The sequence below is a fragment of the Kibdelosporangium persicum genome (assembly GCF_013280595.1).
Lineage (GTDB): Bacteria > Actinomycetota > Actinomycetes > Mycobacteriales > Pseudonocardiaceae > Kibdelosporangium > Kibdelosporangium persicum.
The window spans coordinates 324712-344327 of the sequence record NZ_JAAATY010000006.1; the positions used below are offsets into that span (position 1 = coordinate 324712).

15 protein-coding genes are annotated in these 19616 nt (G+C 68.9%); 6 read left to right on the forward strand and 9 right to left on the reverse strand.

Going from position 1 to position 19616, the window contains the following annotated elements; translation table 11 throughout:
- Nucleotides 1–84 precede the first annotated feature (84 nt).
- The 5 genes from GC106_RS14335 to GC106_RS14355 form a co-directional block, all read right to left on the reverse strand.
- Nucleotides 85–2343: a SpoIIE family protein phosphatase gene (locus tag GC106_RS14335; protein WP_173129651.1), complete on the reverse strand. Its 2259-nt coding sequence runs from the start codon at nucleotides 2341–2343 to the stop codon at nucleotides 85–87.
- Nucleotides 2340–6821 (reverse strand): HAMP domain-containing protein, encoded by a 4482-nt coding sequence (locus GC106_RS14340; RefSeq protein ID WP_312872646.1) that lies wholly within the window; start codon nucleotides 6819–6821, stop codon nucleotides 2340–2342. Before GC106_RS14340 ends, GC106_RS14335 begins: the two co-directional genes overlap by 4 nt.
- An 82-nt stretch (nucleotides 6822–6903) precedes the next feature.
- Nucleotides 6904–8157, reverse strand: coding sequence for a cation:proton antiporter (locus GC106_RS14345; RefSeq protein WP_173129654.1), 1254 nt, complete (start codon nucleotides 8155–8157; stop codon nucleotides 6904–6906).
- 6 nt (nucleotides 8158–8163) lie between these two features.
- Nucleotides 8164–8316 (reverse strand): hypothetical protein, encoded by a 153-nt coding sequence (locus tag GC106_RS14350; RefSeq protein ID WP_173129657.1) that lies wholly within the window; start codon nucleotides 8314–8316, stop codon nucleotides 8164–8166.
- Between the two features lie 421 nt (nucleotides 8317–8737).
- Nucleotides 8738–10036 (reverse strand): aldehyde dehydrogenase family protein, encoded by a 1299-nt coding sequence (locus tag GC106_RS14355; protein WP_173129660.1) that lies wholly within the window; start codon nucleotides 10034–10036, stop codon nucleotides 8738–8740.
- A 70-nt stretch (nucleotides 10037–10106) separates the two neighbouring features.
- Between GC106_RS14355 and GC106_RS14360 the strand changes: the two genes are divergently transcribed.
- Nucleotides 10107–10298 (forward strand): DUF3072 domain-containing protein, encoded by a 192-nt coding sequence (locus GC106_RS14360; protein ID WP_173129663.1) that lies wholly within the window; start codon nucleotides 10107–10109, stop codon nucleotides 10296–10298.
- A 34-nt stretch (nucleotides 10299–10332) separates the two neighbouring features.
- Here GC106_RS14360 and GC106_RS14365 read toward each other — a convergent pair whose 3' ends face one another.
- Complete coding sequence (locus tag GC106_RS14365; protein WP_376777735.1) at nucleotides 10333–11484, reverse strand: AI-2E family transporter; 1152 nt, start codon at nucleotides 11482–11484, stop codon at nucleotides 10333–10335.
- A gap of 41 nt (nucleotides 11485–11525) precedes the next feature.
- The gene (locus GC106_RS14370) at nucleotides 11526–12074 is read right to left on the reverse strand and encodes a CGNR zinc finger domain-containing protein (protein ID WP_173129665.1); all 549 of its coding nucleotides are present in this window, start codon (nucleotides 12072–12074) and stop codon (nucleotides 11526–11528) included.
- A 91-nt stretch (nucleotides 12075–12165) separates the two neighbouring features.
- On the opposite strand from GC106_RS14370, the gene GC106_RS14375 reads away from it, so the two are divergent.
- Entirely contained in the window at nucleotides 12166–12822 is a 657-nt protein-coding gene (locus tag GC106_RS14375; RefSeq protein WP_173129668.1) for a maleylpyruvate isomerase family mycothiol-dependent enzyme, read from the forward strand.
- On the opposite strand, the gene GC106_RS14380 is transcribed toward GC106_RS14375, so the two are convergent.
- Nucleotides 12819–14336, reverse strand: coding sequence for an Nramp family divalent metal transporter (locus tag GC106_RS14380; RefSeq protein WP_173129671.1), 1518 nt, complete (start codon nucleotides 14334–14336; stop codon nucleotides 12819–12821). The genes GC106_RS14375 and GC106_RS14380 overlap by 4 nt on opposite strands.
- A gap of 123 nt (nucleotides 14337–14459) precedes the next feature.
- Between GC106_RS14380 and GC106_RS14385 the strand changes: the two genes are divergently transcribed.
- The 4 genes from GC106_RS14385 (at nucleotide 14460) to GC106_RS49705 (ending at nucleotide 19259) form a co-directional block, all read left to right on the forward strand.
- On the forward strand, nucleotides 14460–16097 hold the full coding sequence (locus GC106_RS14385; RefSeq protein WP_173129674.1) for an ABC-F family ATP-binding cassette domain-containing protein: 1638 nt from the start codon (nucleotides 14460–14462) through the stop codon (nucleotides 16095–16097).
- Nucleotides 16098–16196: 99 nt separating this feature from the next.
- A complete protein-coding gene (locus GC106_RS14390) occupies nucleotides 16197–17102 on the forward strand; it encodes a helix-turn-helix domain-containing protein (protein WP_173129677.1) in 906 nt (301 codons plus the stop codon).
- Nucleotides 17103–17141: 39 nt separating this feature from the next.
- On the forward strand, nucleotides 17142–17927 hold the full coding sequence (locus GC106_RS14395; protein WP_173129680.1) for a dioxygenase family protein: 786 nt from the start codon (nucleotides 17142–17144) through the stop codon (nucleotides 17925–17927).
- 51 nt (nucleotides 17928–17978) lie between these two features.
- A complete protein-coding gene (locus GC106_RS49705; protein WP_376777736.1) occupies nucleotides 17979–19259 on the forward strand; it encodes a glycosyltransferase family 9 protein in 1281 nt (426 codons plus the stop codon).
- 43 nt (nucleotides 19260–19302) lie between these two features.
- Here the strand turns inward: GC106_RS49705 and GC106_RS14410 are convergent, their stop codons facing one another.
- The gene (locus GC106_RS14410; protein ID WP_173129683.1) at nucleotides 19303–19584 is read right to left on the reverse strand and encodes a DUF2277 domain-containing protein; all 282 of its coding nucleotides are present in this window, start codon (nucleotides 19582–19584) and stop codon (nucleotides 19303–19305) included.
- Nucleotides 19585–19616: the final 32 nt, after the last annotated feature.

Below are 19616 nucleotides of genomic sequence, written 5' to 3' on the forward strand. Positions count from 1 at the left end.
TGGCGCAGGGGAATTTCGGGGTGCCGCAACGGTCGACACAGGGTGCCGGAGTGGTGGACACGGCGGCGGGCACCCGGGGATCGTTTAGTTGAGCTGTACCGCCACGATGCAGGTGTCGTCGTCCGTGTCCGCGTTGCTGTACCGCACCAGCCGGTCGAGGCGCTGTTCCAGCGGGCCTCTGGTGGTCTCGGCCAGCACCCGCAACTCCTCAAGGGCCTCGTCGACGTTGCGGTCGCGGCGCTCGATCAGGCCGTCGGTGTAGAGCATCAGCATGTCCGCGGGCTCGAGTTCGAACTGCGCCTCTTCGTACTCGGCCTCGGCGACGACACCGAGCATGCTGCCGCGCGGCATCGGCAGCATGCTCGCCCGCCCGTCGCGCACGAGCACCGGGGGCAGGTGCCCGGCCCTGGCCCAGCACAAAGTCCGGGTCTCCGGGTCGTACAACCCGCAGATCGCCGTGGCCATCACGCTGTCGGTCAGGTGGTGTGCCACGAGGTTGAGCCACGTCAGCATCTTCCCGGGCCCGGCGCCGGTCGTCGCCAGCCCGCGCAAGGCGTTACGCAGCACCACCATGCCTGTCGCCGCGTCGATTCCGTGCCCGGCGATGTCGCCGACCGACAGCAGGATCTTCTTGGTGGGCAGGACAACCGCGTCATACCAGTCGCCACCGACCAACGCGCCGCTCTCCGCGGGCAGATACCGCACGGCGATGCTCAGCCCGAACGTGTCGATGGGATCAGGGCTCGACGGCATGATCGCGCGCTGCAACTGCAACGCCAGGCGGTCGCGTTCGGCCGCGTGTTGCTCGGTCTGCGCCAGCTGATCCCGGGTCACGGCAAGCGCGACCTCGGTCCAGTGCTGTGCCGAGATGTCCTGGTACGCGCCACGCACGTGCAGCAGCCGGTTGTCCGTGTCGAGGACGGGTTCGGCGATGACCCGGACGTGCCGGGCGATCCCGTCCGGCCGCTGTAGCCGGAACGCCGTGGACGCGGACCTCCGATGGTGCAGCACCGAGCGCAGGAAGCGGCTGATCGCCGGGCCGTCGTCCGGATGTGCCTGGGTGCCGAGCTGATCCAGCGGCACCGGCGGGGCGCCGGGCGGCAGTCCGTACAGCTCGAACAGCTGGCTGTTCCAGCTGACCTCGCCGGTGAGCACGTTCTCGTCGAACCCGCCGATCCGGCCCAGCCGCTGCGCGTGCTGGAGCAGGCTGGTCAGCCGGGTCGTCTCGTCCTGCACACGCCAGATCAGCAGGACCGCGTTGCCGAACCGGCTGATGCTCACGTCCGCGATGACGGTCACCGGAACGTCGGCGACCAGGGTCGTGATCGCCATGTCCCCGGCACGGAACGCCTCACCGGTGGCGTGCACGTGCTCGACCTTCTCGAACAGCCCGCCCCGGTCGGCTGCCATCGGATACGCCTCAAGCAGCAGGGTGCCGTCGACCAGGCTGCGCGGCCGTCCCGCGGGATCGACGAACCGCTCGTTCAGGTGGTGGATCCGGAAGTCCGCCACCCTGCCCTGATCCAGTCGCGGAACCAGCACCAGCGCCGGGTCCAGGATGCCGTCGGCCAGGTCCGACAACCGGGCCACGTCCTCGTCCAGTCTGCCGACCGACCCCTCGTGCAACGTGTGCGCGCACAGCCCGGCCAGCGCCTCGATCTGCCGCCGCACCGCGACCGGTTGCGGCTCAAGGGGTTGTGCCCAGCCGATCTCCAGAATCCCGGCGATCAGGCCGCCCATCGCCGCGGGCGCGGCGACCCGGCCGCCCTTGGCAGGCCCGATCGACGGCAGGCCGGCTCCGGCCAGGTCCGTCAACCACACCGTGCGACGCTCGGCCAGCGCCCGCCGGGCCGGCGTGGCCACACCCGGTGGGACATAACGCCAACGGCTGGCTTCCTGCGGTGTGAAGCCCGCGAAACCCGCCAACCTCAACGATGTGTCCGAATCCACCGCCCACACGGCCACCGACGCCGCACCCAACGGAACAAGCGCCTGTTCCAGCAAAGACTGAGCGACGGCCTGCGCGTCGCCCGCCGCGAGCATGCCGCTCTCCGCCTTGCGCAGCCGCACACGGTCCACAGTGGACGACGCGGTCTCGGTGAGCCGGTCGGCGGCGACGTCGTTGACGATGTCCGCGGCCAGTTCGAGCAGCGACACGCCCGACTGCTCGGCGAGCGCCTCGATCTGCTGGGCCGCCTGCACGGGCCCGCACCGCAACCGCTCGACGAGGATGCCCTTCGCCAGCTCGACCAAGGCCCGGCCGTCCGCCGACGCGTGCGCTTCCTGGACCTCGTCCCGCAGGCGTTCAACCGTCGCCGCGAGCCTGTGCACCGGCTCGGTCATGCGTCGAGCCAGTGCTGGATGCGTGCGATCAGGTGGTCCGCGTCGACCGGTTTGGTGACGTAGTCGTTCGCTCCGGCGGCCAGGCTCTTCTCCTGGTCGCCCGGCATCGCCTTGGCCGTCACCGCGATGATCGGCAGCTCGGCGTACTGCGGCATCGCCCGGATCGCCGCGGTCGCCGCGTAGCCGTCCATCTCCGGCATCATCACGTCCATCAGGACGAGGTCGATCTCCTGGTGCGCGGTGAGCGTCTCGATGCCCTTGCGGCCGTTCTCCGCGTGCAACACCTGGATTCCGTGCAGCTCCAGCATGCTGGTCAACGCGTAGACGTTGCGTGCGTCGTCGTCCACGACGAGCACGGTTCGTCCGGCGACGCGGTCGTCGTACGTCCGAGGCGCGGGCTTGGCAGCGCTTTCCGCACGGACCAACGGCAGTTTCTCCGCGGTCAGGTGCAACACGATCCGCTCCCGCAGCTCGTCCAGGCTCGCCATCGGTTCGGCGCGAGCCTGCAACGCGGCTTCCTGACGGGTGTCCAGCCTGCGGTTGTTGTGCGCGAGGACCGGCACGTCGCGGAGCGCGGGATCCCGTTCCAGCGCGTCGAGGAACGTCCACGTCGCGCCGTCCGGCATGTCCGCTTCGAGCACGATGCAATGGCACGGGCTGTCCGCGAGCGCGGCCGCCGCCTCCTCGGCCGTCGTGGCGGTGACGATCTCGACCGGTCCGCGGTCGTCCCCGTGGTCCGGGCCGATCGGCAGATCACCGACGGCACTCTCCGCGACCAGCGACAGCAGTCCCCGTGGATGCGGCTCGATCACGAGCAGCCGCCGCTGCCGCACCGGGGACGCGGGTGGTTGCTCGACCTCGGCGGGTTGCTCGTCCTGGTGCGTGCCGGCGGCCAGGTCCTCGAAGTCCGGCCGGGACACCGGCAGGTAGAACGTGAACGCGCTGCCCTGGCCGGGCGTGCTCCGCACGTCGATCGCGCCGCCGAGCAGGTACGCGATCTCGCGGCTGATCGACAGTCCCAGGCCCGTGCCGCCGTACTTGCGGCTCGTCGTGCCGTCGGCCTGCTGGAACGCGCCGAAGATGGATTCCAGCTGCTGCTCGGGGATGCCGATGCCGGTGTCGATCACGCGCAACGCGATCGCCGGGCCGTGCCTGCGGACCGACGCGGGCAGTTCGTCGGCCTGCGCGGGTTCGATCCGCAGCTCGACGCCGCCCGACTCGGTGAACTTCACCGCGTTGGACAACAGGTTGCGCAGCACCTGGCGCAGCCGCGAGTCGTCGGTGAGCAGGTCGACCGGCACGCCCGACGCCGTGGTGATCCGGAAGTCCAGGTTCTTCTGCGTGGTCAGCGGCCGGAACGTGGCCTCCACGTAGTCCAGCAGCTGCCGCAGCGGCACGCGTTCCGGGCTGATGTCCATCTTGCCCGCCTCGACCTTGGACAGGTCCAGGATGTCGTTGATCAGCTGCAGCAGATCGGATCCGGCCGAGTGGATGATGCTGGCGTACTCGACCTGCTTGGGCGTGAGGTTGCGGCTGGCGTTCTGGGTCAGCAGCTGGGCGAGGATCAGCAGGCTGTTGAGCGGGGTGCGCAGCTCGTGGCTCATGTTGGCCAGGAACTCCGACTTGTACTTCGACGCCAGCGACAGCTGCTGCGCCCGCGTCTCCAGCTCCTGCCGGGCCTGCTCGATCTCCAGGTTCTTGGTCTCGATGTCCCGGTTCTGGGTGGCCAGCAGCGCCGCCTTCTCCTCCAGCTCGGCGTTGGAGCGCTGGAGTTCCTCCTGACGCACCTGCAGTTCCTCGGACCGGGCCTGCAGTTCCGCGGTCAGTCGCTGGGACTCCAGCAGCAGCTCGTCGGTCCTGGCGTTGGCCACGATCGTGTTGACGTTGACGCCGACGGTCTCCATCAGCTGTTCGAGGAAGTCGCGGTGGATCTGGGTGTAGCGGTGCACGGAGGCCAGCTCGATCACGCCGAGGATCTGGTCCTCGACCACGATCGGCAGCACGATCAGGTTGCTGGGCCTGGTCTCGCCGAGGCCGGACGACACCGTGATGTAGTCCGGCGGCATGTCGGCGACCTCGATCGTGCGCCGCACCCTGGCGGCCTGCCCGACCAGCCCCTGGCCGAGCCGGAACGTGGTGGCACGGGTGTCGTCAGGGTGCCCGTACGAGCCGATCAGCCGCAGCTCGGTGTCGTCGGCCAGGTAGAACGCGCCGTACTGGGCGGACACCAGCGGCGTGAGCTCGTCCATCACCAGTTCGGCCACCACGGCGAGGTCCCGGCGGCCCTGCATCAGGCTGGAGATCCTGGCCAGGTTGGACTTCAGCCAGTCCTGTTCCTGGTTGGCCCTGGTGGTCTCGCGCAGCGACTCCACCATCGAGTTGATGTTGTCCTTGAGCTCGGCGACCTCACCGGACGCCTCGACCGTGATCGACCGCGTCAGGTCGCCCTCGGCGACGGCGCTGGTCACACCGGCGATGGCACGCACCTGCCTGGTCAGGTTCCCGGCCAGCTCGTTGACGTTCTCGGTCAGCCGCTTCCACGTGCCGGACACGCCTTCGACCTCGGCCTGACCGCCCAGCCGGCCTTCACTGCCCACCTCACGGGCCACCCGCGTGACCTCCGCGGCGAACGCGGACAGCGTGTCGACCATCGTGTTGATCGTGGTCTTGAGCTCCAGGATCTCGCCCCGCGCGTCCACGTCGATCTTGCGCGTCAGGTCGCCGAGGGCCACCGCCGTGGTCACCTGGGCGATGTTGCGGACCTGGTTGGTCAGGTTGTTCGCCATGAAGTTGACGTTGTCGGTCAGGTCCTTCCACGTGCCCGCCACGTTCGGCACACGGGCCTGGCCGCCGAGGATTCCCTCGGTGCCGACCTCACGGGCGACCCTGGTGACCTCGTCGGCGAACGCCGACAGGGTGTCCACCATCGTGTTGATCACGCCGGCCAGCGCGGCGACCTCGCCCTTGGCCTCGACGGTGATCTTCTGCGACAGGTCGCCCCGGGCGACCGCCGTCGCGACCTGCGCGATCGACCGCACCTGGCCGGTCAGGTTGGACGCCATCACGTTGACGTTGTCGGTGAGGTCCTTCCACGTGCCCTCGGCGCCCCGCACACCGGCCTGGCCCCCCAGGTTTCCTTCCGTGCCCACCTCCCGGGCCACCCGCGTGACCTCGTCGGCGAATCCGGACAGCTGGTCGACCATCGTGTTGATGGTCTCCTTGAGCTCCAGGATCTCGCCCCGCGCGTCCACCCGGATCTTCTGCGACAGGTCACCCTTCGCGACCGCCGTGGTCACCTGGGCGATCGACCGCACCTGCGCGGTGAGGTTGTCCGCCATGACGTTCACGGACTCGGTCAGGGCCTTCCAGGTGCCGGACACGCCCTTGACGTCGGCCTGGCCGCCCAGCCGGCCCTCGGTGCCGACCTCGCGCGCGACTCTGGTGACCTCGTCGGCGAAGGCCGAGAGCTGGTCGACCATCGTGTTGATCGTGTTCTTCAGCTCGAGGATCTCACCCCGGGCGGTGACCGTGATCTTCTGCGACAGGTCACCACGGGCCACGGCCGTCGCCACCTGGGCGATCGACCGCACCTGCGCGGTGAGGTTGCCGGCCATGAAGTTCACCGAGTCGGTGAGGTCCCGCCAGGTTCCCGACACGCCCTTGACGTCCGCCTGGCCGCCGAGGATCCCTTCGGTGCCCACTTCACGCGCCATTCGCGTGACCTCGTCGGCGAACGACGACAGCTGGTCGACCATCGTGTTGATCGTGTTCTTCAGCTCAAGGATCTCGCCGCGCGCGTCGACGTCGATCTTCTGCGACAGGTCACCCTGGGCCACCGCCGTGGTCACCTGGGCGATGTTGCGGACCTGGTCGGTCAGGTTGCCGGCCATGAAGTTCACCGAATCGGTGAGTTCCCGCCACACGCCGCCGACGCCGGGCACCTGGGCCTGGCCGCCGAGCCTGCCCTCACTGCCCACTTCCCGGGCCACCCTCGTGACCTCGTCGGCGAACGACGAGAGCTGGTCGACCATCGTGTTGACGGTCTCCTTGAGCTCCAGGATCTCGCCCCGCGCGTCCACGTCGATCTTCTGCGACAGATCGCCCTTGGCCACCGCAGTCGCGACCTGCGCGATGTCCCGCACCTGCGTGGTCAGGTTGCCCGCCATCGCGTTCACCGAGTCGGTCAGGTCCTCCCACGTCCCGGAGACGCCGGGCACCTGCGCCTGGCCGCCGAGCCTGCCCTCGCTGCCGACTTCCCGCGCGACTCGCGTGACCTCGGAGGTGAACAGCGACAACTGGTCCACCATGCCGTTGAAGACCGTCGCGATCTCGCCGAGCAGTCCGTTCTCCGCCTCAGGAAGGCGAATGCCGAAGTCGCCGTCGCGCACGGCCGTCAGCCCCGCGAGCAGTTGCCGGAGCTCCGGCTCACCGACTTCGCCACCATCCGGGCGTGCCTTGTCCACAGAGATGCCACCCACGTCCAACCCCGCTGTCGATCAGCGGCCATGCTCGGCCGAGTTGTTTCCCGCCCTTGGCTAGACGGTGACACTGGCCCGAACATTACAGGTATCCGGAATCGTGGGGCCGTTCACGGGCCCTGATCCTGTCAAGCACGTGCATGGACGGCGACGCCGTGATTCCGTGCAGGACGATCGACCCGATCACCACCATGCCGACGATCCGCCACAACGCCTCCGGATGAGGAAATGGCCCGGCTGACAAGGCGTATGCCAGGTAGAACACCGAACCGACGCCGCGGACGCCGAAGAAGGCGACCACCAAGCCCTCCCTGGGACCGGTGCGAGCGCCGACCAGGCCGGCCAGCCCGGCCAACGGCCGCACGACGAGCAGTACCGCCGCGGCGACGAGGATTTCCTGCCACGTGGCGCCCGCCAGCAGTCCGGTCGCGGCCGCGCCGCCGAGCAGGAAGATGATCACCACGGTGAGCATCCGTTCGGTCTGCTCGATGTACTGGTGCAGAACGCGGTGATACCCGTGGGACCGCTCGGCCGCCCGGACGGTGCAGGCGCAGACGAACACGGCCACGAACCCGTATCCCTCAGCGAGTTCGGTCGCGCCGTAGGTGAGGAACGTCGCCGCGAGCGCGACGAATCCCTCCGCGTGCTCGGCCAGCCGCATCTTCGTCGACCGCGCGGTGAAGAACAGCCTGCCGAGCAGCCAGCCGATCGCCAGTCCCAGGAGGACACCGACGGCCAGCCGCCAGAGCACGTCCACGGCCGCCCATTTCAGCAGCCAGTTCGGGGCGAGGGTGGTGAGCGCGACCGCGAGGTACGTGAAGGGGAACGCCAGACCGTCGTTCAGGCCCGCCTCGGACGTCAGGGCGAACCGGGTCTCGTCGTCGTCATCGTCCTTGTCGTCGGCCGGTTCGGCGACCTGGACCTCGGTGGCCAGCACCGGGTCGGTCGGCGCGAGCACGGCGCCGAGCAGGACCGCGGCCGCCGCGCCCAGCCCCAGCACCGCCCAGCCGAGCAGTCCGACCGCCAGCATCGACAACGGCATGGTGATGGCGAGCAGCCGCCACGTCGTGGACCACCGTTTCCAGCCGACCGCGCGGTTGAGGGCGAGGCCCGCGCCCATCAGCGAGATGATCACGCACAGCTCGGTCAGGTGCTGCGTTGCAGCGCTGTACCTGATCGGGTCGGGGTCCGGTAAGCCGTCGATGACGGTGAACGCGACCGCCCCGACCGCGAGGAACACCATCGGCATCGAGATCGGTGCCTTGCCCAGCAGCCTCGGCAGCAGCGCCGCCGCCAGCATCGCCGCCCCGGCGGCGGCGTAGATCAGTGCGGCCATGAAGTCCTAACGGCGGACACCCCGGCGCGCGAAGCTCCACGCGCCGGTGACCAGGAACAGCACAACGCCGACAATCGCCAACCAGACCAGTCCCTCGACGACGAACCCGAGCACCGACAGCGCGAGCCAAATCACCAGCAGCAAGACGACAAGACCCATGAGTCGGCCCTCCACGGCAGGAATGATCACGTCCGCCGACCGGATACCCGGCCCGCCCAACCTCAACCGCCCCACCCTCAGCACCCCGTGTCCACCTTTCCGGCACCCCGTGTCCACCACTCCAGCACCCCGAAATACACATTCCGCCACCCCCAGATGCACATTCCGGCACCCCGAGATGCACGTTCCGGCACCCCCAGATGCACATTCCGGCACCCCGAGATGCACGTTCCGGCACCCCGAGTTCGCATCCGGCTTTCGGTGACGCGATGCCGTCGCCGAAGGCGCGTGCCATGCCCTCGGCAGAGGACACGCAGTGCCGCAACGGTCGACACGAGGTGCCGCAACGGTCGACACGAGGTGCCGCAACGGAGGACACGGGGTGCCGGAACGGGGCTTTCGGGGTGCTGGAGTGGGGGTTTCAGGGTTTCGGAGTGGTGGACACGGGTGTGCGTGGGTGGGCTAGTCCTATGTGGACTGCCTTGGTCACCGTCATCTCGTCGAGCAGTTCCGGGCCGTAGCCGAAGCCTGTGCCGCTGGTACCCCGGGGCTGGGCGGCTCCGCCGGGAGCGCCGCCGAAGACCGCGTTGATCTTCACCGTGCCTGCCGGCAGTTCCCGCCAGGCCTGCTGCGCGTGCTCCATCGACGAGGTCAGCACGGTCGCCGCCAGGCCGTATTCACCGCTCATCGCCTGCTCGAGACCTTCCTCGAACGAGGCGACCACCATCACCGGAGCGACCGGGCCGAAGGTCTCCTCAGTCATCACCCGCATTTCCGGGGTGCAGCCGGACAACACCGTCGCCGGGTAGTACGAGCCGGGCCCGCCGGGGATCTCGCCGCCCGTCAGCAGTTCCGCGCCACGGGAGACGGCGTCGGTCACGTGCGAGTGGACGTGGTCACGCTGGCGGCGATCCACCAACGGCGGCAACGTCTGCTGCTTGGCCTGCGCGGTCAGGGCGTCCAGGAAGGGATTCGCGATGTCCTGGTGCACGTAGATCCGTTCCACCGACACGCAGACCTGGCCGCAGTTGGCGAACGCGCCCGTCACCGCCTGGCTCGCCGCCCATTCCGGGTCGACGTCCTGGTCGATCAACAGCGGGTCGTTGCCGCCGTTCTCCAGCAGCACCTTCACCCCCGGCTGGACCGACCGGGCGATGCCACGCCCGGTCGCCGTCGAACCCACGTGCGCGACGACGTCGATGCCCGGCTGCGCGACCAGCTCGGCGCCTACCTTCCCGTCACCCGGAACGGTGATCAACACGTCCTCGGGCAGGTGGTTGCGCAGGATCTCGTCCAGGAGCGCACCCGTGCCCGGTGAGCGCTCACTCGGCTTGTGGATCACGACGTTGCCCGTGGCCAGCGCCGCCCCCAGCAGGCCGCACGCCACAGCCACGGGGTCGTTCCACGGCGTCAGGGCGACCACGACCCCGCGTGGTTCCGGGACCATGAGGTCCGTCGCCGACCACCCGCCCAGCAGGCTGCGTCCGCGGTGCACCGGTCCCAGCTCGGCGTACTGGACGAGCGTGCCCGCGCCGGCGAGGACGCCTTCCCTGGCGTCGGCGGCGGGCCGTCCGGTCTCCTGCTCGTTACGGGCGGCGAGTTCGTCCGCACGGTCTCTGACTTCCGCCGCGGCGGCGTGCAGCATGGCCGCGCGTTCGGTCGCGGGTGTACGTGCCCAGGCGCGCTTGGCCTGGTGTGCTCGGTCCAGGGCTTCGGTCATGCGCGGGGATTACCCGGGCAGCATCCGGGTAACCCGTCGAACGTATGTTCCGATCAACGCGAGGTGACCGATGGCGCAGCCGAATCCCGAGAAGGACCCCGAAGAGTGGACGACCGGCGACGAGCCGATGACCGGCCCTCAGCAGTCCTACCTGAACACGTTGGCCCAGGAGGCCGGTGAGCAGGTGCCCGACGGCCTCACCAAGGCCCAGGCGTCCCAGCTCATCGACGAACTCCAGCAGCGGACCGGTCGCGGGGCCTGACTCTGATCGACCCGGGGACATCGATGCACGGGGCCTAGCCTGGCCCTGGCGTGTCGTCGTGCCGGTCGAGGCCCGGCTCGTCCGGCGCGGAGTCCTCGGGCTCGCTGGTGTGCACGTCCTCGGGGTCGACGTGTTCGTCGGCCTCGCTGCGCAGTGACCGGATGCCGGAGTTGAGCACCGCGAGCAGCGGCACGGCCAGCAACGCTCCGGTGATGCCCGCGGTGACGACACCGGCCGAGATCACCAGGACGACCGCCAGCGGGTGCAACTTGACCGCGCGGCCGAGCAACAACGGTTGCAGCACGTGGCCTTCGAGTTGCTGGACGGCGATCACCACGGCCAGCAGGATCAACGCGCTGACCGGGCCGTTGGCCACCAGGGCGATCAGGACGGCGGCTCCGCCCGCGACGACCGCACCGACGATGGGCACGAACGCACCGATGAACACCAAGGCCGCCAACGGGAACGCCAACGGCACGTCCAGAGCGACCAGTCCGATGCCGATCCCGACAGCATCCACTGTGGCCACTGCGACGGTCGCTCGCACGTAGCTCACCAAGGCGGCGAGGCCACGGCGGCCGGCGACGTCGACGCGGGTGCGGTAACCGTTGGGCACGCCGTGCAGCAGGAAGTTCCAGATCCCCGGGCCGTCGTAGAGCAGGAAGATCAGCGAGAAGATCACCAGCAGCGCCTGGGCGAGGAGTTCGCCGATGGTCAACGCGGTGTTCAGCGCCCCGGTGGTGAGCTCGCCCTGGTTGCCCGCGATGGACGTGACGATGTTGTCGAGGAACCGCCGCAACTGGTCGTCGCTCAGGTGCAGCGGACCGTTCGTCAGCCAGTCCGAAATGGTCTCGACGCTCCGGGACAACTGGGTGCGCAGCGCCGGCAGGCCGTTCACGAACGTCGTGATCACGAACGCCAGCAACCCGCCGAGAACCGCGAGACCGCCGACGATCACCAGTGCGACGGCCAGGCCGCGCGGGACCCGTTGCCGTACCAGGAAGGACACCGCGGGAGCCAGCAAAGCCGCTAACAACAACGCGATCGCGAGTGGCACGACCACCGGCGCGAGGAACCCGACCACATGGCCGACGACGTACAGCGCCGCGGCGATCGCCACTACCCGCCAGCTCACCGCGGCGGTCACGCGCATCAAGCGCGGCACCCCGTTCTGCTGCTCCGCCACCCGTCCACCTCCGCCAACGGGCTGCCCTGGCGGAAGCGCGACTAAACCGGTTCGTTCCTGCGCTTGTAGTAGCGCGACACCCGGGCACGGTTGCCGCACGACGGCTTGCACCACTCCTGTTGCGGATGCTGCTTGACGAAGTACCGCACGCACCGCGGCGCCGGGCATGCCCGCAGCCGCGTCCGGTCGTCACTCGCGAGGAACTCGATCGCCGCTCGCGCCAGGGTCGCGAGCAGTTCGTCGCCGCCGGTCACCTTGTACCGAATGGCGGGATCGCCGTCGTCGGGCCAGTCCAGTTGCGGGGCGCGCAGCACGTCCCCGGCCGCCGCGTTCACCATCTCGAGGGCGACGTGCGGTTCGAGCAGGTTCGTCGCGTCGGCCTTGCTCGGCTCAGCGGGTCGCACGGCGTGCGCGAACAGGGTCCGGACCGCGCGGCGCAGTGCGACGACCTGGTCACGGTCGCCTTCGACGTCTCCCACGTGGTCACGTGTCCACTGCCGGAAGCCCTCCTCGCTGTCCAGGTCGTCCGCCACACCACCGTGGCCGTCGTGCCTGATCGTCGAGGCCAACTCCAGGGCCAGGTGAGCCATCCCGTCATCCTAATGGAGTTTCGGACCGAACCCATGTGGGATAGGGTGCCTAATGAGCTTGGCGACAAACTCCATTAGAAAGGTCGTCCCGATGGCCCAGAAAATCGCTGAGGTCGCCGCCGGTCACGCGCGGCTGGCCGAGATCGTCGGCACGCTCACCGACGACCAGGCACGTGCCGATTCCGCGTTGCCGGGATGGTCGCGCGGGCACGTGCTCACCCACGTGGCGAACCTGGCCCGTGCCCTTACGCGCCAAGTGGAGTACGCCCTCGACGGGAAACTGGTCGACGTGTACGACGGCGGCGCGGAAGGCCGGGCCGCGGCGATCGAGCAAGGCGCCGGGCGGCCGGCCGCGGCACTGGCCGACGATGTCGTCCAGTCCGCCAAGGAACTCGAATCCGCTTGGGCCGCCGTGGGTCCGGACGACTGGGCACGGCCGGTCAAGCACCGTGACGGCACCGTCGCCGACACCGTCCTGGTCCGGTGGCGTGAGGTCGAGATCCACACTGCCGACCTCGGCCTCACGCCGGTGAGGTGGTCACCGGAGTTCCGCGGTCACCTCTTCGGCTTCCTGTCCCCGCGCATCCCCGCGGGTGTGTCCCTCGTGCTGCCCGACCGGACACTCGGTGAGGGCGAGCCGGTCCACGTGACCGGCGACCTGACCGACATCGCCGCCTGGCTCGCCGGCCGGGACTACGCGGGCGAACTCGTGTTCTCCCGGCCGATCCGGCTGGGGCCGTGGCCCTAGAACCGCACCAGTGCGCTGCCGGTGACGAACTCGTACACGAAGTTGACGAAGAAGAACCCGAAGAACAGCACGTTCAGCACCAGGATGACGTAGTGCCAAGCCCTGGGCCGCGCGGCCTTGGGCAGCCTGCTGTTGAGGTACATCAGGGCGAACGGGAACATCAGCGCGCCCAGGTTGGACATGTTCGCCGAGATCTGCACGAGTTCCACCGGCAACGCCAGGTGGATGGCCAGCGCGATCACGGCCAGCACGACCAGCATGAACGGGTAGTAGAAGCGCCTCGGGTCGCCTTCGATCCGCCTGCGCAGCTTCGGACTGGTGGCGTGCGCGGCGTCGGTGAAGTTGCGCACCAGCGCCTCGAAGATGCCCAGTTGGGTGGAGAACAGGATCAGCACGCCGACCAGCAACATCAGGTAGAACATGCCTGATCCGTACTGGCTGCCGAGCGCCTCGGCGGTGTACGTCGGGACGTTCGCCGCCGTCGGTGCCCGGCCCGTCGTGGCGACCAGGTGGGACATCAGGATGGTCGGCAGCAGCATGCCGATCATCGCGCCCGCGAAGAACACGCCCCACATGTCCACTCGCAACAACCGGTACCAGCGCTTCCAGAGCGCGGTGTTCTCCGGGGTGTCGAGGAAGGTCACGCCGACCGGCTTGATCTCCTTGCGCTCACCCCGCATGCCGGCGATGAACCCGACCCGGTGGCCCATGCCGTAGCCCTTGTCGCGGTAGTGGCTCATCGCGTACCAGTTCAGACCGGACGCCAACGCGGTGAACCCGGCGAGCGCCCCCAGCTGCGTCGCGGTGATCCCGTCCGGCGGAGCGGCGGGCGTGAGCAGTCCAGCGACGCCGTCCCACCACACGCCACCAGGCACGACCGCGATCGTGATGACGAGGAGCACCACCAGCAGCGTGCCGACGATGATCCAGTTCGCCAGTTCGAGTGCCCTGGACACCTTGCGGGCCAGCGCGGTGATCGCGAAGACCACCAGCAGCAGCCCGATACCCAGCAGCCGCACGTACTCCAGCTCGTCCGGCCGGTGCACCCGGCCCGCGAACAGGGCGAACAGGCCCTGCCCGGCGCCCGCGGCCCAGCCGCCGAAGATGAACGCGAAGTAGAACACGACGAGCGACAGCGGCACCCAGAGTTTCCAGCCCGGCGGGACGCGCCCGAACCCGACGATCGGCACCTCGCCGGTGGCCATCACGTACCGGGCGATCTCGATGTTGTACAACGTCTGCAGGACGGCGGAAACGGTGATCACCCAGCCGATGCCGACGAAGCCGAACGATCCGACGGCCTGCGGGCCGAGTAACCACTCCCCGCTGCCGATCGAGATCCCGAGCGCGATCAGGCTGGGGCCGATCACGAACTGGATCACCTGCAACGGGCCGAGCTTGCCGACCTTGAAGACCTCCTCGGGTTTCGGCAGATCGGCGACGTCCAACGGAGGACGACTCACCCCCAGCGGATACTCGCTCCGGTGCTGGGTTCGTGGGTCGATACCGGCCATGAGCACCTCCTGACCAGAACTTCACGATCCGGACAGTAAGCGCTCTTTGATCGCGAACGTCAATGCCGCCCGCATCGGCCCAGGTCGACCTTGTCCACAGTGGCCAGTGCATAATCGTGCCCGATGGGCGCCACACTCACCGCCAAGAACCTCGCCGCGGGCCACGGCGATCGCGTGCTGTTCTCGGGACTGGACCTCGTCGTCGCCCCTGGTGACGTGATCGGGCTGGTAGGAGCCAACGGCGCGGGCAAGTCGACGCTGCTGCGCACGTTGGCGGGCCTGATCCCGGCCGAGCAGGGCACTGTCCGGCTGAGCCCGGTGACGGCGAATGTCGGCCATCTGCCGCAGGAACCGGAACGCCGGGCAGCCGAGACGGTGCGGGCGTTCCTCGCGCGACGGACCGGTGTCGCGGACGCACAGAGCCAGATGGACGCGGCCGCGGAGGCACTCGGCAGCGGTCAGCCGGGAGCGGACGACGCGTACGCGGAGAGTCTGGAGCGCTGGCTGGCGCTCGGCGGCGCGGACCTGGACGAGCGCGTCAAGGAGGTCGTCGCGGATCTGGGCCTCACGGTGAGCCTCGACCAGCCGATGACCGCGTTGTCCGGCGGCCAGGCCGCCCGGGTCGGGATGGCCTCGTTGCTGCTGAGCCGTTTCGACGTCTTCCTGCTCGACGAACCGACCAACGATCTCGACCTGGACGGGCTGGAACGGCTGGAGAAGTTCGTCACCGAACTGCGCGCGGGAACCGTGCTTGTCAGTCACGACAGGGAGTTCCTCACCCGGACCGTCACCAGGGTGGTCGAACTGGACCTCGCTCAGCAGCAAGTTCGGAGCTACGGCGGCGGGTACACGGCGTACCTGGCCGAGCGCGAGGTGGACCGCCGGCACGCCCGCCAGAAGTACGAGGAGTACGCCGGCACTGTGTCCTCGTTGCAGGCCCGCGCCCAGGCACAACGGTCCTGGATGGACAAAGGCGTGCGCAACGCCCGGCGAAAGGCCACCGACAACGACAAAGCCGGCCGCAAGTTCCGCAGCGAGGCCACCGAGAAGCAGGCGTCCAAGGTCCGGCAGACCGAGCGGCTGATCGAGCGGCTGGAAACAGTCGAGGAACCGCGCAAGGAATGGGAACTGCGGATGACGATCGCCGCCGCGCCCCGGGCAGGCGCGGTGGTGGCGACGTTGCAGCAGGCCGTCGTGCGACGCGGTTCGTTCACCCTCGGACCGGTCACCCTGCAGATCGACTGGGCCGACCGGGTGGCGATCACCGGGAAGAACGGGTCCGGCAAGTCGACCTTGCTGGCCGCGCTGCTGGGCCGGTTATCACTGGACGCCGGGTCCGGCGCGCTCGGGCCCGGCGTGGTCGTCGGCGAAGTGGACCAGGCACGCGGCTTGTTCGACTCCGACGCGCTGCTGCTCGACGCGTTCACCGCGGCGATCCCGGACTGGTCACCGGCTGACGCGCGGACTCTGCTGGCGAAGTTCGGCCTGAAGTCCGCGCACGTCACGCGGCCGACCAGGTCGCTGTCCCCTGGCGAACGGACGCGGGCGGCTTTGGCCCTGTTGCAGGCGAAGGGTGTGAACCTGCTCGTGCTGGACGAGCCCACGAACCACCTGGACCTGCCCGCGATCGAGCAGCTGGAATCGGCTTTGGCCACGTATCCCGGAACGCTGCTGCTGGTCACGCACGACCGCCGGATGCTGGACGCCGTCTCGACCAACCGCCACATCGAAGTGACGAACGGCCAGGTCGCCGATCGCTGAGCCGAACCGGCCCGGACGGTACCGACGACAGACCGGATCCGGCGGACCCCGCCCGTGCGCATAATTGGTCTGGACCTCGCGACGACGGGAGGATCGGCCATGCGTGGCACCACAGTTCCGCCGGGGACGCCCTGCCTGCCGCCCCACAACGGGGAACCACCGATCCATCGGCTGGAAGTGCCGGACGCGATGCCGTTCTCGATGGGCACGTTCGACTCCATCGGGCCGCTCTCGCACGCACCTTTCCCGCACCGGCACACCTTCCACGAGATCGTCTACGTCACCCGCGGCACCGGCACGCATGTCGTCGACCTGGCCAGGTGGGAGTTGCGGCCGCCGCATCTGTGCGTGATCGTTCCCGGGCAGGTGCACCACTGGGAGAACGTGCAGGACCTCGACGGAATCGTCACTCTCTTCACCGACGACTTCCTCGTCGACCACCCGGCCGACCGGGACCTGCTGCACAGGCTCAGCGAACGACCGTGGCTCAGCCTCGACCACAAGGCCCACCAGCGAATGGAAAGGCTCGTCACCGAACTGCACGACGAGTTCCGCGACGGCACCGAATCCGTTCTGCGCGCGTTGTTGCACGTGATCATCTCGCGGGCCGCGCGGCTCACCGAAGTCGCGGGACCCAGTCCGTCGAGAGCGAACGCGGTGGCGCAGAGATTCACACAACTGACCGCACGGACCGATTTGTGGACGGTACGCGACTACGCCGACCAGATCGGCGTCACGCCCGGCTACCTCACCGACGTCGTCAAGCACGCCACCGGCCGTACGCCGTCGCACCTCATCCGCGAGGCACGCATCCGGGAAGCGAAGAGGCTGCTGATCAGGAGTGACCTCACGGTCCGGCAGATCTCCCACCGGGTCGGGTTCGCCGACTCGGCGTACTTCTGCCGGTTCTTCCGCCGCGAGACCGGCGACAGCCCCGGTGACTTCCGGGAAAAACACCACGACTGGCCGCACCAGTCCATCGTCAGCGAGCAACCGGCTCCCTAGGTTGGTTGTCACTGTCCCACGCGCCCACAAGGAGCAGGAATGGACAACCTTCCCAGCCGGAAGACGGTGTTGCGGGCCGCGCTCGCCGCCGGTGTGGCGGTTCCCGCCGCCATGCTCGCGGTCCCCGCACTGGCCCGTACCAGCACCGGCACTCCCCCGCTCACCCCTGCTTGTGACGACGGCGACGACCCGACCCCGCCACAGATGGAAGGCCCGTACTTCAAGCCGAACTCGCCACGGCGCACGTCACTCGTGCAGCCCGGCACGGCCGGCACGCCGCTGACCGTCAGCGGTTTCGTGTTCGGCCTGAAGTGCCTGCCGTTGAGCAATGTGCTGCTGGACTTCTGGCAGGCTGACAACAACGGCGCCTACGACAACGTCGGCTACCGGTTCCGCGGGCACCAGTTCACCGACGCGCAAGGCGCCTTCAAACTGACCACGATCGTGCCCGGCCTGTATCCCGGCCGCACCCGGCACATCCACGTCAAGGTGCAGGCACCCAACCGTCCGGTGCTCACGACCCAGCTGTACTTCCCCGGCGAGCCACGCAACAACACCGACTCGCTGTTCGATCCACGTCTGCTCATGACCGTGCGAAACGTGGGCAACGGACGCGAAGCGGCGTTCGATTTCGTGCTGAACGTGCCGCAAGGACCGCCCACCACGACCCCGCCGCCCGGCACAGGCACGTGGGCGGCCGGAACGACGTACAGCGCCGGTACCCGTGTGACGTACGACGGGATCGGCTATGTGTGCCTGCAAAACCATATGGCACAACAAGGATGGGAACCGCCGTCGGCTCCGGCGTTGTGGCGGGCTGAATAGGTCCGGCCAAGCAGGGAACACCTCCGCTCGGACTTCCCGGAGGTGACGCCCATGCTCGAGATCGGACCGGCGGGTTCCCGGTTGCCGGCGATCTCCCGGATCGCGGTGCTGCGTGGTGGCGGTCTGGGCGACCTGCTGTTCAGCATGCCGGCCATCGAATCGCTCGCCACGGCGTACCCCACGGCGAAGATCACCCTGCTCGGCACGCCGCTGGCCGCCGAGCTGCTGGGATCTCGTCCCGGTCCGGTGGACGACGTGGTCGTGCTCCCGGTCGCCCGTGGCGTGTACGAGCCGACCGGCGGTCAGGAGGATCCCGCCGAACAGGAGCGGTTCTTCGACCGGCCCTTCGACCTGGCCGTGCAACTGCACGGCGGAGGCCGCTGGTCCAACCCGTTCATCCAGCGTCTGGGCGCCGGGCACACCGTCGGCTCGCGCACACCGGACGCCGCGGAACTCGACCGGTGGGTGCCCTACCAGTTCTATCAGAACGAGGTACTGCGTGCGCTCGAAGTGGTCGGCCTGGTGGGCGCGAAACCGGCCGCTCTCGAGCCACGGATCGCGTCCACCGCCGCCGACCTGGCCGAGGCGGATGCGGCACTGGACGGTCTGTCAGGCCCCATCCTGGCCGTCCACCCTGGCGCGATGGATCCGCGGCGACGATGGCCCGCGTCGCGGTTCGTCGACGTCATCGCCGCACTCGCCGACCGCGCCAGTGTCGTCGTGGTGGGCACGGGCGAGGAGGCGGAGGTCGTCGACGAGGCGAAGGCACGAAGGGTGCAGGTGCGTTCCCTCGTCGGCGCGCTCACCTTGTCCGGCCTGGTCGGGGTACTGCGTCGCAGCCAGGTGCTGCTCGCCAACGACAGCGGGCCGCGGCACCTGGCGCAGGCCGTCGGTACCCCGACCGTGTCGGTCTTCTGGATGGGCAACGTGCTCAACGCGGCTCCGTTGAGCCGGTCACTCCATCGGGTGCACATCTCCTGGACCGCGCAGTGCCCGGTCTGCGGCGCGCCGTGCACGTGGGAATCCGTTCAGCCGTGTGAGCACGAGGTCTCGTTCGTGACCGACGTGCAGGTCGCCCGGGTGCTCGCCGACGTGGCCGAGTTGATCAGTGTGGACGACGGGCGTCCGGGTACGTCTGGACCCATGAACCAACCGAATGCCATCACGATCCAGAAGTACCTCAAGGGCGTCGACTACCCGTGCGACAAGTCCACGTTGGTCGAGCACGCCCAGTCCCAGGGCGCGGACGGCGAAGCGCTCAAGGCACTCGAACAGATCCCCGACCGCACCTACGACGGCCCGAACGCGGTCAGCAAGGCGATCGGCGCCTGACCCTCTCGTGAGTGTTTATCAGGGTTAGAACACCGATAAACACTCACGAGGGTTTGCTGCCCTTGGCTGCCAGCCGTGCCTGTACTTCGGGCCGCCGCAACGGTGGGACCGTGGCCGGTGGCTGGCGGCGGGCGGGCAGGGACTCCAACAGCCGCGTGGTGGTCGCCGTGACCTCGGCGACGGCCGCCTCGAACGCCTCACGGGTGGCGTCGGAGACCGACTGGACGCCGCTGACCTTGCGGACGTACTGGCGTGCGGCCGCCTCGATCTCAGCGGGCGTCGCCGCGGGCTCCAGGCCACGCAGAGTGGTGATGTTCCGGCACATACGGCCAGCATATGACGTGTAGGCGGGCTACC

Bases quoted from the DNA above. Each gene is read 5' to 3' on its own strand.
- GC106_RS14335 (WP_173129651.1), bottom strand. From the start codon at position 2,343: ATGACCGAGCCGGTGCACAGGCTCGCGGCGACGGTTGAACGCCTGCGG.
- GC106_RS14345 (WP_173129654.1), bottom strand. From the start codon at position 8,157: ATGGCCGCACTGATCTACGCCGCCGCCGGGGCGGCGATGCTGGCGGCG.
- GC106_RS14350 (WP_173129657.1), bottom strand. From the start codon at position 8,316: ATGGGTCTTGTCGTCTTGCTGCTGGTGATTTGGCTCGCGCTGTCGGTG.
- GC106_RS14355 (WP_173129660.1), bottom strand. From the start codon at position 10,036: ATGACCGAAGCCCTGGACCGAGCACACCAGGCCAAGCGCGCCTGGGCA.
- GC106_RS14360 (WP_173129663.1), top strand. From the start codon at position 10,107: ATGGCGCAGCCGAATCCCGAGAAGGACCCCGAAGAGTGGACGACCGGC.
- GC106_RS14370 (WP_173129665.1), bottom strand. From the start codon at position 12,074: ATGGCTCACCTGGCCCTGGAGTTGGCCTCGACGATCAGGCACGACGGC.
- GC106_RS14375 (WP_173129668.1), top strand. From the start codon at position 12,166: ATGGCCCAGAAAATCGCTGAGGTCGCCGCCGGTCACGCGCGGCTGGCC.
- GC106_RS14380 (WP_173129671.1), bottom strand. From the start codon at position 14,336: ATGGCCGGTATCGACCCACGAACCCAGCACCGGAGCGAGTATCCGCTG.
- GC106_RS14385 (WP_173129674.1), top strand. From the start codon at position 14,460: ATGGGCGCCACACTCACCGCCAAGAACCTCGCCGCGGGCCACGGCGAT.
- GC106_RS14390 (WP_173129677.1), top strand. From the start codon at position 16,197: ATGCGTGGCACCACAGTTCCGCCGGGGACGCCCTGCCTGCCGCCCCAC.
- GC106_RS14395 (WP_173129680.1), top strand. From the start codon at position 17,142: ATGGACAACCTTCCCAGCCGGAAGACGGTGTTGCGGGCCGCGCTCGCC.
- GC106_RS49705 (WP_376777736.1), top strand. From the start codon at position 17,979: ATGCTCGAGATCGGACCGGCGGGTTCCCGGTTGCCGGCGATCTCCCGG.
- GC106_RS14410 (WP_173129683.1), bottom strand. From the start codon at position 19,584: ATGTGCCGGAACATCACCACTCTGCGTGGCCTGGAGCCCGCGGCGACG.